The organism is Sphingopyxis terrae subsp. terrae NBRC 15098 (genome assembly GCF_001610975.1).
GTDB classification, from domain to species: Bacteria; Pseudomonadota; Alphaproteobacteria; order Sphingomonadales; family Sphingomonadaceae; genus Sphingopyxis; species Sphingopyxis terrae_A.
In genome coordinates, this window is record NZ_CP013342.1 from 3,392,398 (window position 1) to 3,416,484 (window position 24,087).

22 protein-coding genes and 1 other annotated feature are annotated in these 24,087 nt (G+C 63.1%); of the genes, 12 read left to right on the forward strand and 10 right to left on the reverse strand.

The window, feature by feature from the left end; genetic code table 11:
- Nucleotides 1-274 precede the first annotated feature (274 nt).
- The 3 genes from AOA14_RS16130 (at nucleotide 275) to AOA14_RS16135 (ending at nucleotide 2,267) form a co-directional block, all read left to right on the forward strand.
- The gene (locus AOA14_RS16130) at nucleotides 275-1,021 is read left to right on the forward strand and encodes an HAD-IIB family hydrolase (RefSeq protein ID WP_062902524.1); all 747 of its coding nucleotides are present in this window, start codon (nucleotides 275-277) and stop codon (nucleotides 1,019-1,021) included.
- Nucleotides 1,022-1,252: 231 nt separating this feature from the next.
- Nucleotides 1,253-1,396 carry a hypothetical protein gene (locus AOA14_RS19890; protein WP_186401954.1) on the forward strand — a complete coding sequence of 48 codons (144 nt, stop codon included), beginning with the start codon at nucleotides 1,253-1,255 and terminating at the stop codon, nucleotides 1,394-1,396.
- 292 nt (nucleotides 1,397-1,688) lie between these two features.
- On the forward strand, nucleotides 1,689-2,267 hold the full coding sequence (locus tag AOA14_RS16135; protein WP_062902525.1) for a DUF1989 domain-containing protein: 579 nt from the start codon (nucleotides 1,689-1,691) through the stop codon (nucleotides 2,265-2,267).
- Between the two features lie 62 nt (nucleotides 2,268-2,329).
- Here the strand turns inward: AOA14_RS16135 and AOA14_RS16140 are convergent, their stop codons facing one another.
- From AOA14_RS16140 to AOA14_RS16165, 6 genes are all read right to left on the reverse strand, one after another.
- Entirely contained in the window at nucleotides 2,330-2,665 is a 336-nt protein-coding gene (locus tag AOA14_RS16140) for a hypothetical protein (RefSeq protein ID WP_062902526.1), read from the reverse strand.
- A 129-nt stretch (nucleotides 2,666-2,794) separates the two neighbouring features.
- The gene (locus AOA14_RS16145) at nucleotides 2,795-4,012 is read right to left on the reverse strand and encodes a zinc-dependent alcohol dehydrogenase (RefSeq protein ID WP_062903221.1); all 1,218 of its coding nucleotides are present in this window, start codon (nucleotides 4,010-4,012) and stop codon (nucleotides 2,795-2,797) included.
- A 27-nt stretch (nucleotides 4,013-4,039) separates the two neighbouring features.
- The gene (locus AOA14_RS16150; protein ID WP_082819966.1) at nucleotides 4,040-4,711 is read right to left on the reverse strand and encodes an SRPBCC family protein; all 672 of its coding nucleotides are present in this window, start codon (nucleotides 4,709-4,711) and stop codon (nucleotides 4,040-4,042) included.
- A 244-nt stretch (nucleotides 4,712-4,955) separates the two neighbouring features.
- Nucleotides 4,956-5,552: a PRC-barrel domain-containing protein gene (locus AOA14_RS16155; protein ID WP_062903223.1), complete on the reverse strand. Its 597-nt coding sequence runs from the start codon at nucleotides 5,550-5,552 to the stop codon at nucleotides 4,956-4,958.
- 252 nt (nucleotides 5,553-5,804) lie between these two features.
- Nucleotides 5,805-6,002, reverse strand: coding sequence for a hypothetical protein (locus AOA14_RS16160; RefSeq protein ID WP_062902527.1), 198 nt, complete (start codon nucleotides 6,000-6,002; stop codon nucleotides 5,805-5,807).
- Nucleotides 5,999-6,748: a Crp/Fnr family transcriptional regulator gene (locus AOA14_RS16165; RefSeq protein WP_062902528.1), complete on the reverse strand. Its 750-nt coding sequence runs from the start codon at nucleotides 6,746-6,748 to the stop codon at nucleotides 5,999-6,001. Before AOA14_RS16165 ends, AOA14_RS16160 begins: the two co-directional genes overlap by 4 nt.
- Before the next feature lie 334 nt (nucleotides 6,749-7,082).
- Between AOA14_RS16165 and AOA14_RS16170 the strand changes: the two genes are divergently transcribed.
- The 7 genes from AOA14_RS16170 to AOA14_RS16200 all read left to right on the forward strand — a co-directional run bounded on the left by AOA14_RS16170 (nucleotide 7,083) and on the right by AOA14_RS16200 (nucleotide 12,993).
- On the forward strand, nucleotides 7,083-9,296 hold the full coding sequence (locus AOA14_RS16170) for a catalase (protein ID WP_202988494.1): 2,214 nt from the start codon (nucleotides 7,083-7,085) through the stop codon (nucleotides 9,294-9,296).
- 4 nt (nucleotides 9,297-9,300) lie between these two features.
- Nucleotides 9,301-10,440, forward strand: a complete 1,140-nt coding sequence (locus AOA14_RS16175; protein ID WP_062902529.1) for a glycoside hydrolase family 130 protein — start codon at nucleotides 9,301-9,303, stop codon at nucleotides 10,438-10,440.
- Nucleotides 10,441-10,632: 192 nt separating this feature from the next.
- On the forward strand, nucleotides 10,633-10,920 hold the full coding sequence (locus AOA14_RS16180) for a hypothetical protein (protein WP_202988299.1): 288 nt from the start codon (nucleotides 10,633-10,635) through the stop codon (nucleotides 10,918-10,920).
- A 10-nt stretch (nucleotides 10,921-10,930) separates the two neighbouring features.
- Nucleotides 10,931-11,260 carry a hypothetical protein gene (locus AOA14_RS16185; RefSeq protein WP_202988300.1) on the forward strand — a complete coding sequence of 110 codons (330 nt, stop codon included), beginning with the start codon at nucleotides 10,931-10,933 and terminating at the stop codon, nucleotides 11,258-11,260.
- Nucleotides 11,257-12,012 carry an SDR family oxidoreductase gene (locus AOA14_RS16190; RefSeq protein WP_062902532.1) on the forward strand — a complete coding sequence of 252 codons (756 nt, stop codon included), beginning with the start codon at nucleotides 11,257-11,259 and terminating at the stop codon, nucleotides 12,010-12,012. Before AOA14_RS16185 ends, AOA14_RS16190 begins: the two co-directional genes overlap by 4 nt.
- Nucleotides 12,013-12,032: 20 nt before the next feature.
- A complete protein-coding gene (locus AOA14_RS16195; protein WP_062902533.1) occupies nucleotides 12,033-12,611 on the forward strand; it encodes a hemerythrin domain-containing protein in 579 nt (192 codons plus the stop codon).
- Nucleotides 12,612-12,732: 121 nt separating this feature from the next.
- Nucleotides 12,733-12,993 (forward strand): DUF6894 family protein, encoded by a 261-nt coding sequence (locus AOA14_RS16200; RefSeq protein ID WP_062902534.1) that lies wholly within the window; start codon nucleotides 12,733-12,735, stop codon nucleotides 12,991-12,993.
- A 14-nt stretch (nucleotides 12,994-13,007) separates the two neighbouring features.
- Here the strand turns inward: AOA14_RS16200 and AOA14_RS16205 are convergent, their stop codons facing one another.
- The 4 genes from AOA14_RS16205 to AOA14_RS16220 all read right to left on the reverse strand — a co-directional run bounded on the left by AOA14_RS16205 (nucleotide 13,008) and on the right by AOA14_RS16220 (nucleotide 19,641).
- Nucleotides 13,008-14,315: a glycoside hydrolase family 130 protein gene (locus AOA14_RS16205; protein WP_062902535.1), complete on the reverse strand. Its 1,308-nt coding sequence runs from the start codon at nucleotides 14,313-14,315 to the stop codon at nucleotides 13,008-13,010.
- Nucleotides 14,269-16,617, reverse strand: coding sequence for a glycosyltransferase family 4 protein (locus AOA14_RS16210; protein ID WP_082819968.1), 2,349 nt, complete (start codon nucleotides 16,615-16,617; stop codon nucleotides 14,269-14,271). Before AOA14_RS16210 ends, AOA14_RS16205 begins: the two co-directional genes overlap by 47 nt.
- A 949-nt stretch (nucleotides 16,618-17,566) precedes the next feature.
- A complete protein-coding gene (gene gntA / locus AOA14_RS16215; RefSeq protein ID WP_062902536.1) occupies nucleotides 17,567-18,253 on the reverse strand; it encodes a guanitoxin biosynthesis heme-dependent pre-guanitoxin N-hydroxylase GntA in 687 nt (228 codons plus the stop codon).
- A 159-nt stretch (nucleotides 18,254-18,412) separates the two neighbouring features.
- Nucleotides 18,413-19,641 (reverse strand): IS3 family transposase gene (locus AOA14_RS16220; protein ID WP_148650883.1). Its coding sequence is split into 2 segments (ribosomal slippage): nucleotides 18,413-19,353 and nucleotides 19,353-19,641, totalling 1,230 coding nucleotides; the frame shifts between segments, so codons are not numbered across the junction.
- Nucleotides 19,244-19,360, reverse strand: a sequence feature (AL1L pseudoknot). It overlaps the preceding gene by 117 nt.
- A 99-nt stretch (nucleotides 19,642-19,740) precedes the next feature.
- Between AOA14_RS16220 and AOA14_RS16230 the strand changes: the two genes are divergently transcribed.
- Both AOA14_RS16230 and AOA14_RS16235 read left to right on the forward strand, forming a co-directional pair.
- On the forward strand, nucleotides 19,741-22,344 hold the full coding sequence (locus tag AOA14_RS16230; protein ID WP_082819969.1) for an AAA-like domain-containing protein: 2,604 nt from the start codon (nucleotides 19,741-19,743) through the stop codon (nucleotides 22,342-22,344).
- Nucleotides 22,345-22,590: 246 nt separating this feature from the next.
- Nucleotides 22,591-23,964, forward strand: a complete 1,374-nt coding sequence (locus AOA14_RS16235) for an IS1182 family transposase (RefSeq protein ID WP_062902538.1) — start codon at nucleotides 22,591-22,593, stop codon at nucleotides 23,962-23,964.
- Nucleotides 23,965-24,087: the final 123 nt, after the last annotated feature.

The window sequence follows — 24,087 nt, forward strand, 5'->3', positions numbered from 1 at the left end:
TCTGGCGGCGGACTCGTTGCGTGGCTCCTTCCCCTCGCCGCCCCCGGCGATCGGCCCTCATGCGAAGGAGCCCACACTGCCCGATCGCCGGGTCCGGTCCGGTTTGGCCCGGCCCAAGCGTCTCGTTCCGGGCGACGCGAGTCCCGGCCGGGGGCTGCGCGCCGACCGCGGAGCACAGCGCCCTCGGAAAAGGCCGCCGGAACCACGAGCGCCGCCGAGCGATTGTGTGGCTTTGCCCGCTGCGGGCCGGCGGCAGCTTTGAGAGGAGATCATCATGAAGAAACTCGTCGCCTTCGATCTTGACGGCACCCTCGCCGAGAGCAAGCAACCGCTGTCCCACGAGATGGGCGCCGCGCTCGCGCGGCTGCTCGGCGTGGCCGATGTCGCGGTGATCTCGGGCGGCGACTGGCCGCAATTCGACAAGCAGGTCGCGAGCCGACTACCCGCCGAAGCCGATCGCGCAAGGCTCTGGCTGATGCCGACGACGGGAACGAAACTCTATGTTTACCGTGCGGACGGCTGGACGCCCCTTTACGCGGAGCTTTTCGGCGAGGAGGAGAAAGCGCGCATCCTCGCGGCCTTCGATGCGTCGCTCGAAGCGACGGGCTTCGTGCCGCAGGACGTCTGGGGCGAGCGGATCGAGGACCGCGGCAGCCAGATCACCTTCTCCGCGCTAGGCCAGCAGGCCCCGATCGAAGCCAAGGAAGTCTGGGATCCGGATTTCGCCAAGCGCCGCGTCATCCAGGCCGATCTGCGTACCCGGCTTCCCGGCCTGTCGATCAACATGGGCGGCGCGACCTCGATCGACATCACGCGCGAGGGGGTCGACAAGGGCTATGGGCTGAAGAAGCTCAGCGCTGCGAGCGGCACTGCGCTCGGAGAAATGATCTTCATCGGTGATGCGATCTTCCCCGGCGGCAACGACTATCCGGCAAAACAGCTCGGACTCGACACGGTGCGCGTGCGCGATCCGCAGGAGACAATCGCGGTGATCGAGGGCATCATCGCCTGCCTCGCGTGACTGCACGCTGGAGGATGCCGCAAACGCCCGGCCTGCCCTGCAACCTTTGGCACGGCCGTCCGCCCGTTCTGCTTCCCACGCCCGGGCGGCGCGCCGAGCCGCAGCTGAAACGAGGGGCCGATCCTCAAAAGCGTATAATCTCGATCAATCGGCGGCGTCGCCGCGCAACAAGCGCAGTGAGCGCGAGGTTTCCGCAGTGGTCCGATCGGGGCCGAGAGGAAAAGATGCGTCATGGCACAGAATGGCAAGAAAGACGGCACGCAGCAGGGCGGTTCGTCGGGCAAGGGCGTCCAGCAGCAGCAGGACGGCAACAAGAGCCAACCGGGCTCGGGAAAGCAGTCAGGCAGCAAGGATCAGGGCAAGCAAAGCCGCTGAGCTGTGCCCCTCCCGCATGCAAGACCGGGCCGCGCCAGTCGCGGTCCGGTCTTACGCGCCCGCGATTGGGGAAACGCGTAAACATTCGCGGCGCAACCCGGAGAAGATCGAGGAGAGACGAGATGAAAATTTGGATCGGAGCCGCTGCGACTGCCGCGCTCTTTGCCGCAAGCGGCGCACCCTGAAAAACACCAAGCCGGCACGTTCCGTCCCATCGGGCGGGCATCCGCCCGGTCGCCTTTTCGGCATCCCCGCCCATCTTTCGCCTATCCCTTCCCATATGAGGACCAGAATGACCGAACGGATTCCCCCCCGCAGCGGCGCCGCTTTCCAGCTCGCGAAAGGGGCGACGCTGTGCGTTATCGACCCCGAGGGCGGCCAAGTGAGCGATCTCCTTGCATTCAGCGCCGACGATCCGCGCGAGGTCGTTTCCAACGGTCGCACCTTCGATTATGAAGAGACGATCCGCCTCACTGCCGGAAATCGCCTCTGGTCGAATCGCTCGAACGCGCTGCTCGAGATCGTCGAGGACAGCTGCGGCGTTCATGACTTCCTGCTGACCCCGTGCAGCGAGGCTACCTTCCGTCATTTCTACGCCGACAAGCCCGTTCATCGCGGCTGCTTCGGCAATCTCGCCGAGGCGCTCGCACCCTATGGCATCGATGCCGACGCCATACCGGTCGCGTTCAACCTCTTCATGAATGTGCCGGTCGACGGCGAAGGTAAATTCCGCGTTCTTTCGCCGACGACAAGGGCCGGCGACTTCATCCGCCTGCGCGCGCTCACCGACCTTATCATCGGGCTGACGGCCTGCTCAGCATATGACAGCTGCGGCGGCAGCTTCAAGCCGATCGACTTTCGGATCGAATGACAAGACAAGGGCCAGCGAAACGCGGCACTACCGCACTCGCCGCCCCCTCTTTGCCAAACGGCCTAGCGGCTGCCCCCAACAGGGGCGTCTGCGCCCTTTCCGGGCGGCGGCGTATCAGTCTCGGCCGCCCGTCCGCCCCCGCCCTGCGGGTCACTGTCATAATCCTCGGCATTGCCCTTGCCGCCCGCGCCGGCGCCGCTGCCGCTCACCGGACCGCTGCCCGTACTGCGACGATGGCCGCGGTTGGCGGCGCCTGAGACGTCGCCCGCCTGCCGCTCAGCGGCGGGGTAGCGATCGGGGGTGGTCGTCCCGACATTTTCGCGCCGCTCGACGGGCTCCTGGGGGAGCGAGCCGGCGCCGGCGGACGCGCTGCTTTTGCTTTCCTTCGCATCGGTCATGATTATTTCCTCCTCATGGTCAGGTGCGGGACCGGAGTGTGAGCCCTTATCCCCGATCCCGGTTTGGCGAGCTTGCGATGATGCATATCGCCGGTGGTCGTCTCGCCGGTGACGGTGGCTAGTTTGTGATCAGGCGTGCGCCATCTCCAGCCGGGCCTCGATCGCGCCCTTCTTCCATCCTGGTTTGAGGACGATTTTGGTGTAGAGGTCCTGCTCGTCGTGCCAATGCCGGTACATGTCGGCGGCATCCTCGAGCGGGGCATGGTGCGAGATCAGCGAGATCGTATCGAACTTGCCGTCGCGGATCTTGCTGAGAAGGTCCCCGGTATACCGCTGGACATGCGTCTGCCCGCTCTTGATGGTCAGCCCCTTTTCCATGAGCTGGCCGAGCGGGAATTTGTCGGCGAAACCGCCATAGACCCCGGGGATCGAAAGGCGCCCGCCCTTGCGGCAGGCGAGGATCGCCTGGCGCAACGCGTGGATGCGCTCGGTCGACGAGAGCATCTTCACCTTCACCTGGTCCAGAACATTGTCGGCGGTAAAGCCGTGGCTCTCCATGCCGACGCAATCGATGCATGCGTCGGGCCCGACCCCGCCCGTCATCTCGTCGAGCGCCTCGCGGACATCAACCTGCGTGTAATCCAGGATTTCGGCGCCATATTTGCGCGCGAGCGCAAGCCGCGTGGGGAAATGGTCGATCGCGATTACGCGCCCGGCGCCGAGCAGCAGCGCCGATTGGATCGTGAACAGACCGACCGGACCGCAGCCCCATACAGCAACCGTATCCCCCGGCTCGATGTCGGCATTGACCGCCGCCTGCCAGCCAGTCGGCAAGATATCGGAGAGAAAGAGGACATCATCGTCGGCGAGATCGTCCGGGATGACAACCGGACCCACGTCCGAATAGGGGATGCGCACAAATTCGGCCTGCCCGCCGGCATAGCCGCCGGTCAGATGGGCATAGCCGAAGGCGGAGCCCATCGCATGCCCCATCAGCAGTTCAGAGGCATCGCGCGTCTCGACGGGATTGGCATTGTCGCAGGCGCTATATTGCTGCTTCTCGCAGAAAAAACATTGGCCGCAGCTGATCGTGAAAGGCACGACAACGCGTTGGCCGCGCTTCAGCGTCGAGGAAGCGCCGGTTTCGACGACTTCGCCCATGAATTCGTGCCCGACGATGTCTCCCGCGCGCATGCCGGGGATATAGCCGTCGTAAAGATGGAGGTCCGATCCGCAGATCGCGGTCGATGTGACGCGGATGATCGCGTCCCGCGGATTGACGATTTCGGGGTCGGGCACGGTCTCGACGCTGATCTTGTGGCGTCCTTGCCAGGTGACGGCGCGCATGGTTTTCTCCTTCGAATTGGATTCCATTCAGATATGGGGTTCGGTCGCTGCTTCGGAGGCGCGCGCCGAGGGCGAAGCGTTGGTCGTCACCTCGCCGGTTTCCATGAGCTGCTTGAAGCGATGAAGGTCTCGTCGCGCCTGTACCTCGGGTTCGCGCTGAAGCAGCTTCGCTGCGAGGCGCCCAATCTTCCCTGCGGGCGGATCGTAGGCAAGGATCAGGGTCACGAAGGTGCCGCGTCCGTTGGGCGCCTCGGTGAAGCGCACCTCGCCGCTGTTGACGATGTCGGACTCGGGCGTGCTCTGCCAATAGATCGACTCATTTTCGACGCGCTCGGTGATGCGGTTGACCAGCGTCACCTCGCGGCCTGCCGGCGCCTTGATCGTCCACTGCGACACATCGTCGCCAAGCTCGTCGACCGCGACGACATTCTCCATGAATTCAGGGAAGCGCTCGGGCCTCCAGGCCGCGTAAAGTTCGGCGCGCGGGCAGTTGATGAGCACCGACTTGCCGAACAGCGCGCGCGCCGATGGCTTGCCGAGAGTCCAGTGCGGCGCATCGGTTGCAATCGGTGCATCGTCCTGCACCCTTGCCTGCCTGCGGCGCTGCCAGATCGCTGCCCCGGTGGCGAGCAGCGCGATGCCGGCGCCTGCGGCGGCAAGCAAAAAGGGGGAGGACAAAGGTTTTTCGCTTCGGGACATGGTTCATCTCCCGCCCGGGCGCAGCCCGGACGTCTTGAGGGGAGCGGCGGCTGGGGACGCCGCGGGGTGAGGAAGAGCGGCCCCCGCGGGGGCGACAATCGACTGACGCCCGCTCCCCGCAATTGTTCCGGCCCAATGGATAAAATCTGCGAACTGCGCGACATTGCCGCCGAGCGGCCTCGGCCGCCGCTCATCCAGCGCCCGTCGACGCCCGCTGCAGACAGCAGCTGCCGGGCGACAGGAACTAGGTTCCCTGAGCCGCGACATGCGCCCGCTCCGTTGCCGGCACTGCATCGTGTCGCCTGGTCTGCGGCGGGCGCGCAGGCCAGGCCGCGCTGTCCAGCCTGTCGCGTTTTTCGAACTCCGCCGCGCTCATGAGGAGCACGAGCCCATCGGCATGGCACTCAAACAGCGATGCGGGTACCGCGCGCAAGCTCTCGTCGATACCGCCAATGCCGCCCGAGCTCACGACGACGTAGGAGAGACAGCCGCTCTTGCACTCTATCATCGCGTCGACCGTCTTGCCGATTTCTTCGCCGCGGATGTCGCTCACCGGCAAGCCGGCGAGCGCGCTCGCGGCGAATAGCGAGGGTGCGGCGGCGTCGCGGCTTCGTTCCGCGGCACGTCGCGCGCCGTCCTCATATCCGCGCTGGCGGCCGAGCCAGCGCCAGATTCCGACGAGATTGACCATGGTGAGAAAGAGATTGGTCAGGAGCAGATTCGTCTGGCCGGAGGCGAACCCCACCACAGACCAGGCAAGCGAGCCGAGCGTGAAGACGACGAAGCCCGAACCGGTAACGCGCGCGCCGAGGTTGGCGGCGGTCATCATGGCGGCGATCATTGTCGCGGCAGGCGCAATCAGTCCGGCGGTTTCTTCCACAGGCGGCGTCTCCCTCGCGCTACGCCACGCCGGTCGGCGCAGCTGCCAGGAAAACCCGCCGCCGCGGCGCGGCGTTCCCCTGCCGCTCGCCAAAGCAACATCGATCAATGCGATTTCGGCCGCGCGCGGGGAAGGCGAGGCGCCGTGGGACAGGGACGAAGCGTCATCGCCGCGCCGAAAAGCGCGACCGGCTGATCCCCGCGGAGAACGCGCCTAGCTTTGCTCGCCGGTGAGCTGTTCTTCGGCGAGCGCGGCGGCCGCGATGAGACTCTGACCGGTGCCGCGCGCGGCGGCGGCGGTCATCGTCGCGGCGATGCCGTCGGGTCCGTCGAGCATCACGACGCCACGCTCTGCGGTCGCCACGCCGGGCTCGGTTTCGGGACGCGGCGGAGTGGGCAGGTCAGTCGTCATCGTCGAGGCCTTTGGTCATCGGGCGGGGAAGAATCGGGATCGTCAATATATAGATAGGAAGGATCGAACTGCCCGCGGCGCGCCAGCCTTGCCGGATCGAGGATTTCGACTTTGCCATTGCGGAACGTGCATAGCCCCTCTTCGCGGAGATGGCGCACGACCCGGTTCACATGAACCGTGGTGAGACCACAGATCTCGGCGACATCGGCCTGCGTCAACCCGAGCATGAACTCCCGCCCGTCGCTGAGGCCCGCCGACTGGAGCCGGACATTGGTCTCGCAGAAGAAATGCGCGACGCGCCCGATCGCGTCGAGGCGGCCGAGCCGGAAGAGCCAGGCGCGATGGATCGCTGCGTCGAGCAGCGTCGCGAACCAGAGCTTGCGCGTAAGTTCGGGCATTTCCTCGGTAATCGCGTCGAGCGCGACATGCGGGACGATCGCGATCGACACCTGGGTCATCGTCCCGACGTCGTGATCGAGCCTTTTGAGCGGGTAGGCATGGAGGTCGACGAAGTCTCCCGGAAGATGGATGGCAACGAGCTGGCGAAGGCCGTTCCGATCGTCGAGATAGCGCGACATGATGCCCTCGACCAGCAAGGTGCTCTGACCGAGCCAATCGCCGGCGCGCGCGATGATCCTGCGCGCGTCGACTGTTTTCGTTTCGCTGATGGATGCTTCGAGGCGCGCGCGCTCGCCGGCTTCGAGGCGTACCCCGCGACGGTCTCTCAAGAAGCGATCGGTTAACATGACTGACGTTCCCTGTGCGTCCGAAATGCATGGGCGGACCTGCCCAACTGCGATCGTCCGAAAGCCCGGCAAGCGCCCTCAAGGGAAGCGGAATCGTCATGATCGAGGTTAACTGCAAGCCCGGTGCAGCAACTTTCAAATCACGAACTCGTTCCATGCGTGGGATCGGAGGGGCCGACGCGTGCGCCCTCAAGCCCTCCGCGTGCCGCTGCAACCAGACCGAAAAGCGAGATCAGACATGGCCAAAATCCCCGCCCCCGCCCGCAATTCAGTCGGGAAAGCGAAACAGAAGGCGCGCTCCGGACAGGATGCTGCCTCGGTCGCGGGCAAGGATATGGGCGGAGAATCGCCGCGCAAGGCGGCGCTCTTTCCGGCCGATGCGCCGATCACACAAAGCTTTGCGGAGAATCGCGGGAAAGGCGGCGAGACCCACCAGCAAACCGGCGACACCCATGCGCCGCTAACCACGCAACACGGTGTCCCGGTAGCCGACGATCAGAACAGCCTGAAACAGGGCGGACGCGGTCCGACCCTTCTCGAGGATTTCCACTTTCGCGAGAAAATCTTCCATTTCGACCATGAACGCATCCCCGAGCGCGTCGTCCATGCCCGCGGTTATGGGGCGCACGGCTATTTCGAGCTGACCGACAGCCTCGCCGACGTCAGCCGCGCCGACATCTTCCAGCGGGTGGGCGAGCGAACCCCGGCCTTTGTCCGCTTCTCGACCGTCGCGGGTTCGAAGGGCTCGTTCGATCTCGCACGCGACGTGCGGGGTTTCGCCGTCAAACTCTATACGAAGGAAGGCAATTGGGATCTTGTCGGAAACAATATTCCCGTATTCTTCATCCAGGATGCGATGAAGTTCCCCGATCTTGTTCATTCGGTGAAGCCCGAGCCAGACCGCGCCTTTCCGCAGGCGCAGTCGGCGCACGACAATTTCTGGGACTTCGTCAGCCTGATGCCGGAGAGCTTCCACATGATCATGTGGACGATGTCCGACCGCGCGATCCCGCGCTCGTTCCGTACGATGGAGGGCTTCGGGGTCCACACCTTCCGGTTGATCGATGCCAAGGGAAGGTCGACCTTCGTCAAATTCCACTGGAAGCCGAAGCAGGGTTTGCAGTCGGTGCTGTGGAACGAGGCGGTCAAGATCAACGGCGCCGACCCCGATTTCCATCGCCGCGATCTTTGGGATGCCATCCAGAGCGGCGACTTGCCTGAATGGGAGCTCGGGGTGCAGCTTTTCGACGATGCCTTCGCCGACAGTTTCGAGTTCGACGTGCTCGACGCCACCAAACTCATTCCTGAGGAGCAGGTGCCGATCCGCCCGATCGGGCGCCTCGTTCTCGACCGCGTCGTCGACAATTTCTTCGCCGAGACCGAGCAGGTCGCTTTCTGCACCCAGAATATCGTGCCCGGCATCGATTTCTCGAACGATCCGCTTCTTCAGGGCCGCAACTTCTCCTATCTCGACACGCAGATCAAAAGGCTCGGCGGGCCCAATTTCACCCATATCCCGATCAATGCGCCGAAATGCCCGATGGCGCATTTCCAGCAGGACGGACATATGGCGATGCGGAACCCCGTCGGACGCGCCAATTACGAACCGAACAGCTGGGGCCCCACCGCTGGCGGACCGCGCGAGACCCCGGCGCTCGGCTTCACCAGTTTCGCCGACGAGGCCGACGGCGCGAAGCGCCGCATCCGGCCCGAGAGCTTCGCCGATCATTACAGCCAGGCCCGACAATTCTACATCAGCCAGACGCCGATTGAGCAAAAGCATATCGGCGACGCGCTAGTTTTCGAACTCTCCAAGGTCGAACGGCCCGATATCCGCTCAAGGACCGTGTCGCATCTCATCAACATCGACCGCGGCCTTGCGGCAACCGTCGCAGACGGACTAGGACTGCCGCTTCCGGCCCCAGCCAAGGCGGCGACGAAGCCCCTGACCGACCTTCCCCCTTCCCGGCCGCTCAGTATCCTGCTCAACGGCCCCGCCAGCATCGCCGGCCGCAAGATCGGGATCCTTGCGACCGATGGCGCCGATGCAAAAATTTTCAAGGCGCTGATCAAGGCAGTCGATGCTGCGGATGCGGTCTGGGAGCTCGTCGCGCCGAAGATCGGCGGCATTATGTTATCCGATGGAACGAGCATCGCCGGCCGTCACAAAATCGATGGCGGCCCGTCGGTGCTTTTCGACGCGGTGGCGCTGCTTGCCAGCAACGACGGCGCGGAACTCCTTGCCGGCGATGCCGCGGCCAAGGATTTCGTCAGTGACGCTTTCGCGCATTGCAAGTTCATCGGTTACACCGCCGAGGCAGCGCCGCTCTTCGCGGCCGCGGGGATCCAAGACAAGCTTGACGAGGCCTGTATCGCGCTTGCCAAGCCCGGCGATGTCACCATTTTTCTCGACGCCTGCGCCGCGCTGCGCCACTGGCCGCGCGAGGCAGAGGTTGACCTCGATGCGAAGCCGAAAGCGACCAAGCCACCAGCAAGGACCGGCAGCGAGGCACCCGACGCGACAACGGGTTCGAAGGCCTCGCGGTAGCGCGATGCGAGAGGAAGGAGCCGGGACGGGTTTCGCGGTCGACCGGCTCGTTTTCGGTCCCGATGATGTCGACCTGTCGCGCTCGCCGCTCGCGGGGCAACTCGGGCGCGACACCTACGTGCTCGGTGCGTTCAACCCTGGGCTGTTGCGACTGGGCAATGGCAATCTGCTGATGATGGTGCGGGTCGCCGAAGCGCTCCGCCAGGCCGTCGAGAACGGTCATGTCCATTCGATCCGATGGGAAGCTGGCCGCTACATGATCGACGCGTGGCCGCTTGAACTTTGCGATACGGCCGATCCGAGAAAGTTCATGGTGCGCGGCGGCAGCTGGCGCGTCATGGGGCTGACTTCGCTGTCCTGGCTGCTTCCCGTCGAGCTGACCCCCGACGGGCTGGAGGTGGTCGCTGTACATTATGACAAGGCGGTCGAACCGGGCGCGGACTTTCAATGCTATGGAGTCGAGGACGCCCGCATCAGCCGCGTCGGTCAGCGCTGGCTTATGACGACCTGTTCGGTCAGCCCCGAGCGGCATTCGACAACGCTCTACAGCTCGTCAAACGGCCTCGATTGGACACTCGAGGGTATCGTCCTCGATCATCAGAACAAGGACATGCTGATTTTCGAGGGACTCATCGATGGCCGCTACTGGGCACAGACGCGTCCGCTCGGCGATCTCTATTTCGCCTATCCGCCGGGATCGCCGTGGCGCGCGGGACCTTCGATCAACCTCGCGACGTCGCCCGATGCGCTGCACTGGAAGCCCTATGAGGCACCGGGGATCCGTCCGCACGCCGACACGGTGGCGACCGCGCGGATCGGCGGCGGCACACCGCCCATCCGCACCGATGCGGGATGGCTCACGCTCTGGCACGGGGTCGAACCCAAGGAGCTTGTCGGCATTTACCGCACCTACTGGTCGCTCCTCGATCTCGACGATCCCTCGGTGGTGCTGCGTACCGATCATCGCCCGCTGCTCGAGGCGGCCCCCGAACTCACGCGCCCGCTCGAGGCCAAGCTCTATATTCGCGATGTCGTCTTCACGACCGGCATTACCGATGGAGGCGACCATTATGTCGTCGCCTCGGGCGAAGCCGATCTTGCCTGCCGCATCACCCATATTCCGAAGACATGTTTCGGTAACTGACCAGCGCGTGAAGACCCGCCGCGACATTCGGTCGGCGCCCGATCTTGTCCTCCGCTGAGATCGAGGCGCCCGCCGCCGGCACCGGAAAATGCGCAACATTTGTTAATCGGCGCATTGCGGCGGCAACTCTCGCGCCGTCCCCCCGTTGCCCTCACAGGCTCCCGCATATTCTCGCAACGATGGAGACAGACCATGGCACACGCAATGACGTCACGCCGGCGCTCGTCGGGATTTGGAAAACTTCTCAGCATCGGCGTTCTCGGGGCGCTCTTCTGGTTTACGCGCAAGTCGTCCCGCGCACAGGCGAAGGATGAAGGCCACTCGGCCGCTTTCGCCGATGGTGAGACGCACGCTGAAAATTTCGACCAGACCCGTTCGGCCGGGCCGGACGGCATGCGCGACGGTGTCCGGCGCGAATGGGACCGCGTCGACCAGGCAGCCGACGAGTCCTTCCCGAGCAGTGACCCGCCGGCCTATTGAAGCAGTGACAATGAGCACCCCTCTTTCGGACGAGTCTGCGGCACCGGCACCTGGCGCCGATCCGGCGCCTCTGCGAAAGTCGACACTCGTGCTGCACTATGACGATGACGGTATCGGCCTGGAGAAGCGCCTCTTATTCGAGGCCGCGACCCCGGCGGCGGCGCTCGAAATCGCCGCAGGAGAAGCGGCGGGCCGCCACGCGCGCTTGTTCGTCGACGGCAGGCCGCTCTGCAGCGTGTTGAAGGCCGACGAGAATCATCCCTTCTGGGTCATCGCCGCTTCGGCGGGGCGACCGATCTATGCCCCGACCTCCACATCGCTTCCCGAGGATCTGTCATGATCGATGAAGCAGACGCCCATACCGTAGCCCCCGAGATCAAGGGCCGGCGCGCGGTCGTCACGGGAGGGACGACCGGGATCGGCCGCGCTATCGCCGTTCTTCTCGCAAGCTACGGCGTGAAGGTCTTTATCTGCGGCCGTACGCCTGACCATCTGCACGATGCGCTGCAACGCATCCGCGAAGTGGGCGATGGCGACGGTATCAATGTCGATCTATCGGTGGCCGAGGACGTCGACCGGTTCTTCGAAAGCGCTAGAGACTATCTGGGCGATATCGACATCGCGGTGATCAACGCCGCGGTGCCGGCGGCAGGGCTAGCCGATGCGAGCGAGAGCGAAGCGCGGTATCAGCTCGAGACCGACTTCACCGCCTATCTTGTCTGTGCGCAGAAAGCGGCGCGCTGCATGTCGGCGGGTAGCGATATCATCGTGATCGGATCGATGACGGCGGTTTCGCGCGGCCCCGGCAGTTCAATCTATGTCGCGGCTAAAAGCGGCATACAGGGCTTCGTTCAGGCGTTTCGCAAGGAACTCGCCGAGCAGGATATCAAGGTCGGGCTTATCGAGCCGGGATTCACCGGCGCCGACTTCCAATATCCCGAATTTCCTCCCGAAAAGCAGAAAGAGCTGATCGGCAAGCATCAGATGCTACGAGCCCAGGACATAGCTGTCTCCGCCCATTTCATGCTCGTCCAGCCGCGGCGCGCCGCGGTCTCGCTCATCCGCGTCGAGACCCGGCTCGACCATCCCTGACATCCCGAAGGAGCCTTCCCATGACCCCCAACATATTCAAGACCATGCGAGGCCCACTCGACAACACCGCGGCCCTACTGGGTGCGGCAGCGGCGGGTTTCGCCGTCGGCCTCGTCGCGAACCTCGGCCGAAAGGCCGCAGTGCAGAGTTTGACGACGCTCAAGGGCCAATGGGACGAGGGCCTGAAGGCCGAACACCGACTGACGATGAAGCTCTTCGATGCGCTCGAATCCACTGACGAGAGCGATGCGCGAAAGCGCAAGGCGCTCCTGCTTCAGCTCCAGCATGCGCTCGCGAAACATGCGTTCGAAGAAGAGAATGTCGTCTATCCGGCGATGCGCGACCATGGCCAGATCGTGGAAGCCGACAAGCTTGTCCACGATCATGGCTATGTGAAGCAATATCTGTTCGACCTTTCGGAAATGGATGCCGCCGATCCCGCCTGGATAGCGAAAGTCCGCGAATTTCGCGCCGAGATCGAAGCGCATGTCGAGGAAGAGGAGCAGCGTCTGTTCCCTCGCCTCAAGGCGGCGCTGGGCGACGAGGGCAATAAACATGTTACCGCGGTGATGAACAAGGCTGGATTTGCCGCTGCCTGAGCGCCATAGGCGGGCATGAGGCTCGCCGGACCGCCATGTGTCGTGGTGCAGTGACGAAGGTGCGAGGGCCGTAACGAAACCCGAGGCAGACTTGTGAGTTGCCGAAGGTGGGAGAAGTTGGATGCCCCGTTATTATTTCCACAGCAGCAGCGGCCAGCGCGAGCTCGACGATGAAGGCGTCGAGTTATCGGATACGGCCGCGGCACGGGTCGAGGCGGCCCGCTATGCGGGCCATTTGCTTGGCGATAATCCCGAACTCATCAACGATGTGGACACGCTCCGGATAGAAGTGACCGACGAGGACGGCTGCCTTTGCTGCGTAGTCCTGATCGCGTCGGTCGACGCTCGGCGGAAGATCGAGCGTCCCGCACCTCCCAAATAGCCTCGCCTCGCCTCTTAGCTCATGCTTGCGAGGAGCCGCTCGATCGGCGTCGTGGCAAAACCGATCGCGCTGTCCGAAATACCGTAGGGTATGAACAGGTCGCCGCCAATGCGCATCGCGCCGCAGGTGTAGACGACGTTGGGCACATAGCCTTCGCGGTCACTCTCGGCGGCCGAGAGGATCGGGCATTCGGTGCGCGCCAGAAGCTTCGTCGGATCGTCGCGATCGAGAAGCGCTGCGCCCAAGCTATATTTTCGCATCGCGCCGACGCCGTGGGTGAGGAGGATCCAGCCCTCGTCGCATTCGATCGGGCTGCCGCAATTGCCCATCTGCACGAGCTCCCAGGCAAAGGTCGGCCGCATGAGGATCTGACCTTCGTCATCCCAGTCGGTCAGGCTATCGGAGGCGATGATCGTGACATTCTTCCCGTCCTGCCGGGCGATCATGAGATAGCGGCCGTCGACCTTGCGCGGAAACAGCGCCATGCCCTTGTGGCGCGCGGCGCGCCCCCGAAGCGGTTCGAGCGAAAAGCGCGAAAAATCGGTAGTGCGCAGCAGTTCCGAACCGATCGCCTGCCCCGAATAGGCGGTATAGGTACCGATATATTCTCTCCGGCCGTCGTCATGGACGAAGGGTACGAGCCGCAGATCCTCGATGCCGCCGCGCTGCGCCTCGGTCATCGGGAACAGGACGCTGTTCGAGATGGCGCTATCGGGTTGGCGGTGAACGGTGACTCGGTCGGCCGCCCCCAATTGGTGCCGGTCGTCGGCGACCGCGGCCATGGCGGGGCCCGACTGCGGCCAGAGCATGAAGTCCCCGTTCTCACCGATGATCCCCTCGCGGAAGGCAACCGAGCTGATATGACCCTCGCCGACCGCGCGCATCGACATGATGAAGCGCTGCTGATCGGGCGCAAGACCACTCTGGTCGGGGTGCGGGACGACGCTCGGGTTCATGAGCGCGGCGGCGGCATAGCTATATTCATGGCAGAAATAGGCGCCGATCAGCCGGCGCTTTACCGGCGAAACGCCGGCGGGATCCAGTGCGAGATCCTCGGCCACCTCGGCGAAACGCTCGTCGAAGATGCGCCCGATCTGCCAGTGGCGTTCGGAAAAATCCCTCCATACCAGCCCGAGGTGGGCCTCGGCCTCCTCCTCGTCCATCGCCAGGATATCACCGACGAGCTGCGCCGCGCGCGAGGGCTCGGAGACATTCGATTGCCAGGCGAGGTGGAAAGGCCTGAGCACGACCCGCGCAGGGTCGGCGGCGAGCTTCTCATGAAGAATGTGCAGCGGCGTGTGGTCGGGATTGCAGATCAACATCGCTGGCGCTGGTATCCTTCGTTGTCCCCCGCTTCCAGAATGTATCGGCCATGGCGCGGTGTGCAAGGTGAAAAGCCAGCGCGGATTCGGCGCCGACATTCGAGTTAACCCCGTGACGGGTCAGCCCATCGCAGCAGCGTCCCGTCGCCGAGCTCGCTATCACAGCGCCCCGGTCGTTCGCGCCGAGGAACCAGCCATAGGCCCGCTCGGCGCGGTCGTGCCAGCGCAGCTTGCCGGTCAGCCGGAAAGCCGTGGCGGCGGCATCGACCGTCGCCCAGGCTTCGAGCGGCTGCTGGTCGAAGGGAAAAAGCTCGTGCTCGACGCCGAAGCCTTCGCAGCCCATCGGGCGAAAATGCCCATCGCTGCTCGTCTGAATGTCGCACAGCCAGTCGAGCGCCGCGATGCCGGCTTCCTCGAGCGGGACCGAGCCGAGCCGCCGGCCCGCGCGCAGGAGCGCCTCGGCGAGCCGGGCGTTGTCATAAGCTAGTACGGGTTCGAACCAATCCCAGCCGCTCCGCCGCGCGCTTTTCCAGAGCGCATGCAGAAAGGCGCCGCCGCGCTCGACGATCGCGCGCGCCTCGCTATGATCCGGTTCGCGCGCCAGAAGTTCGTCGGCTCCCAGCAGCGAGAACGCAATCGCCCGCGGGCTCTTGAGGTCGGCCGCGAGCGGCGCGGCGCGCGTGAATAATTCTGCGCACCACTTCCTGAGCCCCTGCGAGCGCGCGTGCTCCGCGCCATGGCCAAGCGCCCAGAGGGTACGGCCATTGCTATCTTCCGAGCCTTCTTCCTCGAGCCAGCGCCGGTCATAGCCCATGAAATTGCGGAAACGTCCGCGATCGGGGTTCCAGCCATGATGAAGGAAGGCGGCGTAGCGCGCGAAGAGCAGTCCATATTCTTCCTCGCCGAGCGACGGGCTGGCGTTGACGAGCATCAGCGCGCGCGCATTGTCATCGATGCAATAGCCGTGGTTCCGGTCGGGGATGAGTCCGGTTCCATGCTGTAAAATGCCGACATCGTCCGACAGCGCGCGGATCGCGGCGAAAGAGGGGAACATACGCCTCGGCTCGCGCCGCGCGGGCGCGGCCGCCACATTTTCGATGAGCGTCGCGAAACGCTCCGCGATGGCCGGCCAGGCAGTCAGCCGGCCCCGCGCATAGGCGCGCTCCTGCATGGAGCGCCGCTCGCCGGGATGCGCGAGCAGCAACAGCACCGCCTCGGCGATGGCGTCGCTGTCGGTGCCACCGAGCAGGATGCCGATATCGTCTGCGAGCAGCTCGCGGGCATGAACGAAGGGAGTAGAGACGACCGCGCGGCCAAGCGCCACGGCATAGGCCAGCGTGCCCGATGTGATCTGCGCGAGATTGGGATAGGGCGCGAGATAAATGTCGCATAGCTCGATCTGCTCGAGAAGTTCGGGCAGGTCGAGGAAGCGATTCTCCCATGCGATATTGTCCGCGACGCCGAGATCCTCGGCGAGGTCTGCGAGGCTTTGCCGATAGATCTCGCCCTCGGCGGCAACCAGATTGGGATGGGTCGCGCCGACGATTCGATAGAGCATGTCCGGATATTGCGCGACAATTGCCGGCAGCGCGCGGATCGCGGCTTCGAGCCCCTTGCCAGGACCCAAGAGCCCGAAGGTCGAGACGACCGGACGGCCCGCGAGACCCAGCTGCTCACGAAGCGGCGAACATTCGGTGAAGACGCGGTCGGGGGTGCCATGCTCGATGAGCTCTATGCGATCGGCCTTCGCGCCATAGACGCGGATCAGTGTCTCGCGGCCGAACGCGCTCATCACCACAAGTTTCGCCGCCTTCGCGACGAGATGCTCCATCACGCGCCGCTGGTCGGCGCCGGGCTCGGCGAGGATGGTGTGGAACGTTACGATCAGCGGCGCAGCCAACCGGTCGACGAGCCCCAAGACGAGATCGCCTGCCGGTCCGCCGAAGATGCCGAACTCATGTTGGAGCCAGACCGCGTCGGCCCCGCTCGCATTGATCGCCTCGGCGGCGGCGCGATAGCCGTCAGCATCGTCTTCCCCGACGCCGGCAACGGCCGCAGCATCGCTCGCATCGCCCGCTCGCGCCGCCATTGCATAGACGTCTATCGCGATATCAGGGCGCGCGGCTTTGAGATGATCGTAAATGTCGGCGGTGAAGGTTGCGATCCCGCACTGGCGCGGGCGGAAGCAGCCGATAAGGGCGAGGCGGCGGGCTCGCGCGGCAATGCCCGCGACGGGACCCGCATGGCCGCTATCTTCACTGTCAAACGCGGTAAGGAAGCTGATCTCGCTGTCGAATTTCATCGTCGTGCCTTCTGTCCGGTCCCCCCGAATGAAGATCAGGCGCGCGCATCACCCTTGCCTTTACCCCCCGCCAAGGGCGTCGTTCCGGGGAAAGGCCAACCCCGAAGGGCGCGCCCGATGTGGCAGGAGAAGCGTGTTGCCTGAACGCCCAACGCTCCCCTCGGCGCGCAGTTGCCGACCCGCCGGCAACAATCGCCATGATCCAGGTTAATTTCGGCCACCGTGCATCAGGCGCTCGCGCTGGGAACAGCAGGACACCAGCGAATGACAAACATGCGCCGCGCCCTCTTCTCCCCTTCCCGCCCCGCCATCTCCCTTCCCACCGCCGGGTCCGCGACCGCTGTCACGGCAGTGTTATCGCTGCGACGGCCAATGCCAGCGCATTGACCTCCGCTCCGCTGTGCGTTGTTGAACCCTCGGTATATTCGGGGGGCAACCTCTACGGCCGGCGTCCGATGAACCGGATCCGCGTCGATCTCGGAATGCTGGACCGCTTTCGAGCGATTACTTGCCCGGCTCTCAGATCGCTGCTTCCCGGCCTCGCCCACCATCGCTGCAGCTATGGCGAAGCTGGCGGCGACGAAACGCCGCGTCTCGGCGGCACCGAACCCGTGCCGGGGCTCGGGCTGGTCCCGCCAGAATCATCGACCAGCTTTCGCCGAGTGCGGTCGTATCGGGCGGCTGTCCGCCACAGTCGCCCATCGTCCCGATCGTCTCGGAATCGGGATCGACGAAGACACGGCGCTTCGCGTCGAGGGTTGTATCGCGCGGGCTATCGGCAGCGGCGGCGTGAGGATCGCCGCCGCATCACGGGCGAGCCATAGCAATGCGGCGGACGCCAAACCGGCGACATATTTTCGCTCCACGGCGCGACTCTGCACGCATCGGGGAGCGGCGACTGCTTCGGCCTGGCCGCGCGCCGCCCCGCAACATGGGCTGTGCCGAAGGCTCAGCGTGCCGCGCTGCGCCCCGAGAAAGGACAACGCCAATCGGGTCCGACGGCCCGCCCTGAATATTGCCGGGCCTCCGACACATCGCCGTGACGCGCGAGCATCGGGTTCGCGCTGCCGGCGAGGGCAACGTCGCGCGCGATGATCTTGCTTCGCATCGTCTCGTAGATGTTTGCATCGCGCAGCTTCTCGAACTGGTCATGGAGATTGAATACCAGCGCCGGGCGCTCGAACCGTCGCGCGGGACGGCTCGCGCGTGGATGAAGGCCAACGACGAAAAAGGCCTCGCCGCCAAAGCTCAAAGAGAAATGTGGATCATCGGGACTGTGGTTCACGCGCGGATCGGGTGGCTGCCCGGCCCAATCATCCTTCCGGCTCAGCGATTCAAGCCGGTGCCAGAGCGAGGTTTCGAACCCTGCCTCGTCGAGCCCGCCATCCTCCTCGAAGATCACGACGAGTGAGTGGAACAGGCTCGGTTCCCGGGCGTAGCTCCAGGCAAGATCGAGGAGATTGGGATAGATGCGCAGATCGTCCCAGGCCGAGCGCATGTCGCGGCCGACGACGAAGCGCATCTGGTCGCGCGCCAGCGCGGACTTCGCGCCGACGCACGGGAAGTCCGCGGCGCGAATGAACGCCTGGAAGCGTTGCGCGAGCGGATGGGAACTGTCGTCGGTTGGCGGAAGCATGCCGCTGAAACAAACACATGCTGTCGCGGTTGCAGTCGATTAACTTGGGTTGGATCGATTTCCGGGGAGAGGCTTACCGTTTGCTCCTGCGGCTCTCGTCACGCAACGGGTCGGGTCGTCTGAACCGCCCCGGGACTGCCGGAGGCCATTTGGTTTAAGTTACGCAGCCATGGAGACGTCGTCCAGCATGGCATAATATCGTTCTTCGGCTTCAGCGGGCGGGATATTGCCGATGGGTTCCAGCAGCCGCCTGTTGTTGAACCAGTCGACCCATTCGAGCGTGGCATATTCGACAGCTTCAAAGGATCGCCACGGACCTCGCCGGTGGATCACCTCGGCCTTGTAAAGGCCATTGATCGTCTCCGCCAAGGCGTTGTCATAACTGTCGCCAACACTCCCGACCGACGGCTCGATCCCGGCCTCGGCGAGGCGCTCGGTATATTTGATCGACACATATTGGCTGCCGCGATCGCTGTGGTGGATCAGCCCGCCACGGTGGGCAGGACGGCGATCATGGATGGCCTGCTCGAGCGCATCCAGGACGAAGCTCGCATGCGCTGTCCTGCTGACCCGCCAACCGACGATATAGCGGGCATAAACGTCGATGACGAAGGCCACATAAACGAAGCCTGCCCATGTCGCGACATAGGTAAAGTCCGACACCCAGAGCATGTTGGGCGCCGGTGCATGGAACTGCCGGTTCACCTGATCGAGCGGGCAAGGCGCGGCTTTGTCGCTGATCGTCGTGCGCACCGGCTTGCCCCGGATTACACCCTGCAAGCCCAGGTCGCGCATCAGCCGCTCGATGGTGCATCGCGCGACGGCGAAGCCCTCGCGGTTCATCTGTCGCCAGACCTTGCGCACCCCGTAAACGCCGAAGTTCTCCGCAAAAACACGGACCACCTCGGGCTTCAGATCCCGATCGCGCCGGGCACGATCTGATAGCCTTTCAGGATCTCGTCGCTGAGCGACCCGCTCGTGGTAAGTGGATGGGGCGATCGGCAGAACCCGGCAGATCGGCTCGACCCCATAAACCTCACGATGCTCGTCAATGAAGGCAGTCATCGCCTGAACGGGCGGTCGAGCTCCGCCTGGGCAAAATATGCTGACGCCTTGCGCAGTATCTCGTTGGCCTGCCGCAACTCGCGGTTCTCGCGCTCAAGGGACTTGAGGCGATCAGCCATCTCGGTCGGCACACCGGCGCGCTTGCCGCTGTCGACCTCGACTTTCTTCACCCATTCATGAAGCGTCTGAGGAACGCAGCCGATCTTCGCTGCGATCGACACAATGGCTGCCCACCGTGATGGATGATCGCCTTCGTGATCTAGGACCATCCGGACCGCACGTGCGCGAACCTCAGGTGCAAATTTGTTCGTTGTCTTACTCATCGTAGGCCCTTCCTCTCAGGAGTTAGGGCCTCCGGCAATCCCGGGGCGGTTCACGACCGACTTCCAAGCGATGCTGAAGCGAGCGTCGGGGGAGCGAGCATGACCGCGCACAGCAAACGCCTGCGTGCTCTCACGATAGTGCCGGACGCGCTATACGTTAACCGCGCGGCGGATCGACAACTCGAACGTGTAATCGAAGAAATGGGCAGACCCGGATACGTTTTGGTCGCGCGCCAGATGGGCAAGACAAATCTGCTTTTGCACATGAAACGGTCACGCGAACGCAACGGCGACACGGTTTGCTATTTTGATCTCTCAACCCGCCACAAAACGCTTCGCTCATTCTTTCGCGCTCTCATCGATGCGGTTTGCGAGTCACTTCCCGAAGACGCGCTAAGTGAGCAGATAAGGCTGGACAGAGAGAAAGGCTGGGAGCCGAATGTCGAGTATGATCGCCATCTTAGGCTGCTGGCCGGCCATCGCCGCGAAGGTCGGCTCGTTATCCTTCTCGACGAGATCGATTCGCTGATCGGTGTCCCCTATTCAGATAAAGTCCTTGCTCAAATTCGGAGCATGTACTTTGCGCGGGCAAATCATCCGATATATGAGGCGGTAACATATGTTCTCTCCGGCGTCGCTGAGCCCTCGGATCTGATAAAGGATAAAAATATCTCTCCATTCAACATTGGGGAGAAGATTTATCTGGAGAATTTCTCTCTATCAGAACTGTCAGAACTCGTCGCGAAATCCGGCCTGATCATCGGCCCCGATATCGTCGAGAGAGTATATTACTGGACTTCCGGAAATCCCCGCATGTCGTGGGACGTTCTGTCAAGCCTCGAGGATGTTCAAAGCTCCGGAGAATTGCTGACACCCCAAAGCGTCGATCTCGCTGTGGAGAAAGTCTATCTTCGAGACTACGATCGGGCGCCTGTCGACCACATCAGGACCCTCGTGCAGTCAGATCGGGTGTTGCGAGACGGCATCATGTCGATTCACTACGGGAAAGGCGATGCCCTTGACGATGTGGTGCGCAGCCGCCTGTATCTTGCCGGAATCACGACCGCTCCGAGCGAGAATATCGAGATCAACAACCGCATAACGTCCGCCGCTTTGACGACCGAATGGCTCTCGCGCATAGGCGCCGGCCCCGCAAGCATATTAGAGGCGGCGAGGCGACACTACGGAGAGCGTGACTTTAGCGGCGCAGTGAGACTTTTCGAAAGCTTTCTTGACGAGGCTTCCGGCAGCGATTCCGCGCTGGGGCGCGTCCCGTTGATGGAGTTCGGAATCGCGCTCTACCATCTGCAGCGATTTGATGAAGCCCAGCGCCAGTTACAGGACAGCCTTAGCGCTGAAGGGCTTGAAGAACTTCGTCCGTCAATCCTGTTTTATCTCGCGTCATCCAAACTGAAAGGCGGAGACCCGGAAGCAAGTCTCGAGACTTTCGAAGCGCTTTCGTCGGAGGCTGGAGACTTCCAGAATCTGGCGCGTCTCGGACTTTGCGCTGCCCTAATAGCAATGTCGCCGAGCGCAAACTCGGCGCGCATTATAGAAATTTCGCAGGATATTATTGCAAGCGCCATTCCTCAGAACGGCAACGAGGACCGGGAATCGGAGTTGGCCTCATCTGCACTCTATAATCTGGCCCAAGGCTATATGGCGGCGGGCAAGATTCCGGAAGCGATCGACGCGTTGGAGACCGCGCTGGGCGTGGCCCCACCGGATATGGCGCCGAGCATATATTTGACCAAGATCAGCGCGCTCGGCAACACCCCAGGCGCGACCGCGGCGTTGAGGCAGATCACCGATATACTCGAGCAAAACCTTCCGATTGCTCGTCGCTATGGCTCCACCACCCTATCATTTTCGAAATTCACTCTCGGCTCGCTGGCCGCCAAGGCGATTTCGCTTGGAGACGAAGATGTAGCCCAACGCCTAATCCTGCTTGCTCAAAAATCGCTCGACGAACCATCGGTCGGCCGCGTTGCAGTGAAAATTCTCGAATCATCTCAGTCGGAGACCGAGCATTCGGCGTTGCTCCCACTCATCGAGGCCGGCCTGTCGAGTGCCAGAGACGACGGGCTGCGGCCTGTGGATATGTTGACCCTGTCAAAGGCGGCCGTCGCATCCTCGCCAGATGCAGGAAAAAGCATAGCCTTTGACAGATATGTAGCGCTGGTTTCCGAGAATATATCGGATTTCTCTTTTGAGTTCTCGGACGGCATCATCTGTATAGGTCAATTTTCTTTCGAAGTAGCATCAGGAGACCGCGGAAGAATTGAAAAGGTCATATCGTTTTTCGATGGCCATCGCGATGCATTCAAGAAGTCTCAGGCGTTAATTTATGCATTCTATTTGAATCAGAAGATCGTATTTTTTCAATCCATACAGAATAATGATGCTGCTAGAATATGCGCTCAAGAGATTGTCGATCTTTTGACAGACCCGACGTTCAGTGCGGAGCTCGCCGAGGCAGGCGTCCAGTCGCTGATAAAGCAGATCCAAGATAATGCACAGAGCCTGCTGCGCATCGGCGCGCCCGACAAATTTAGAAGGCTCAAGCGAAACCAGCTCGTGCGTTACCTTGATACTAGGACCGGTCAGCGCAAGGTTGCCAAATTTAAGAAGATCGAAAAGGAAGTTCGGGCAGGAATCTTCGAACTCGAATTGACGAAAGACTTGACCAGTGAGGAAACCTGATATTCCCGCCGCAGCAATCGCGCTCATGCGGACTTCAGAGCGTCGGCATTACCTTTCTCCACAGCGCTTTCACGTCGCGGCCTTGAGAATTGCGGTTGTATACACGTAGCATGATTGAATGGCTGCTTTCGGGTGCCAGCTTATCGAGCTCAGAACGGCCGACATCGGGCGTATTCTGTTGAAAAACTCCCGCTTGCAGTGAGGCGCGGGGAATGATTCAGTTGTCTTGTTATCGGGAGACGGCTGATGATGGGCGAGCGGACGGTGATGCAGGAGGCGCTGTTTTACAGCTTCAGCCTCGAGGATCATGTGCCGGCGGACCACCTGCTGCGCTCGATCGACCGGTTCGTGGATCTCGGCGGTCTGCGCGAGCATCTGCGCCCCTATTATAGCGAGACGGGTCGGCCCTCGATCGACCCGGAGCTGATGATCCGGATGCTGGTCGTCGGCTATTGCATGGGCATCCGGTCGGAGCGTCGGCTTTGCGAAGAGGTGCATCTGAACCTCGCCTATCGCTGGTTCTGTCGGCTGGGGCTGGAGGGAGCGGTTCCCGATCACTCGACCTTCTCGAAGAACCGGCATGGCCGCTTCCGCGACAGCGATCTGCTTCGCGAACTCTTCGAGATGACGGTGTCGCGCTGCATGGCGGAAGGCCTGGTGGGCGGCGAAGGCTTCGCCGTCGATGCAAGCCTGATCCGGGCGGATGTCTATCGCCGGCGGTCGGTGCCGGGAGATGAAGGCCTGCCGCCCGATGTGACGGGCCGCGCCGTTCGTGAATATCTGGAGGTGCTGGACGATGCGGCGTTCGGCGGTTCAACGCCTGTGCAGCCGAAGCGGATCGCGCTGACCGATCCTGCCGCCCGCTGGACGGCGGCAACGCGTGAGCGGGCCTTTTACTCTTACAGCACCAATTATCTGATCGACCTCGATCATGCGGTGATCGTGGATGTCGAGGCGACAACGTCGGTTCGGCAGGCCGAAGTGACAGCACAGCGACGAATGATCGACCGGACGCAGGAGCGCTTTGGCATCTGGCCGCATCGGCTTGTAGCGGACGCGGCCTATGGCTCCGCTGCGAACCTGTCTTGGCTGGTGGAAGAGAAAGGCATCGAGCCGCATATCCCGGTGTTCGAAAAATCCGGTCGCGATGACGGCACCTTCGAGCGCGCCGACTTCATCTATGACCATGACGACGACAGTTACACCTGCCCGGGTGGCAACCAGTTGCGGCGGTCCAATCGCAACTTCAGTACGCCGCGGACCGGGATCGATAAAGACGGCTCCATCCGCTACCGCGCGCGTCAGCACGATTGCGAAGGATGTGCCCTAAAACCGCAATGCACGCCCAATGCGCCCGCCCGCAAGATCACGCGTTCGATCCACGAAGGCGCGCGCGACATGGCCCGAGATATTGCGACAACCGACGCCTATCTTGTGTCGAGCAGAGAGCGGAAGAAGGTCGAAATGCTGTTCGCCCACCTCAAGCGCATCCTGAAACTGGACCGCTTGCGCCTGCGCGGTCCCAATGGTGCCCGTGACGAGTTCCACCTCGCCGCCGCAGCCCAAAACCTCCGGAAAATGGCAAAGATCTTCCCGATCCAGAACCTCGCCACCGCCTGATCAAGGTGGGGAGGCCGTTCGCGTCCCGTCCGCTTCCACTCTCAGCACAGCGTCCGGGCGACTTCTTCAACAGAATAGGGCGCAAAGTTGCCAAACGGCGTTTAGAGAGCGAACCGTCCTACG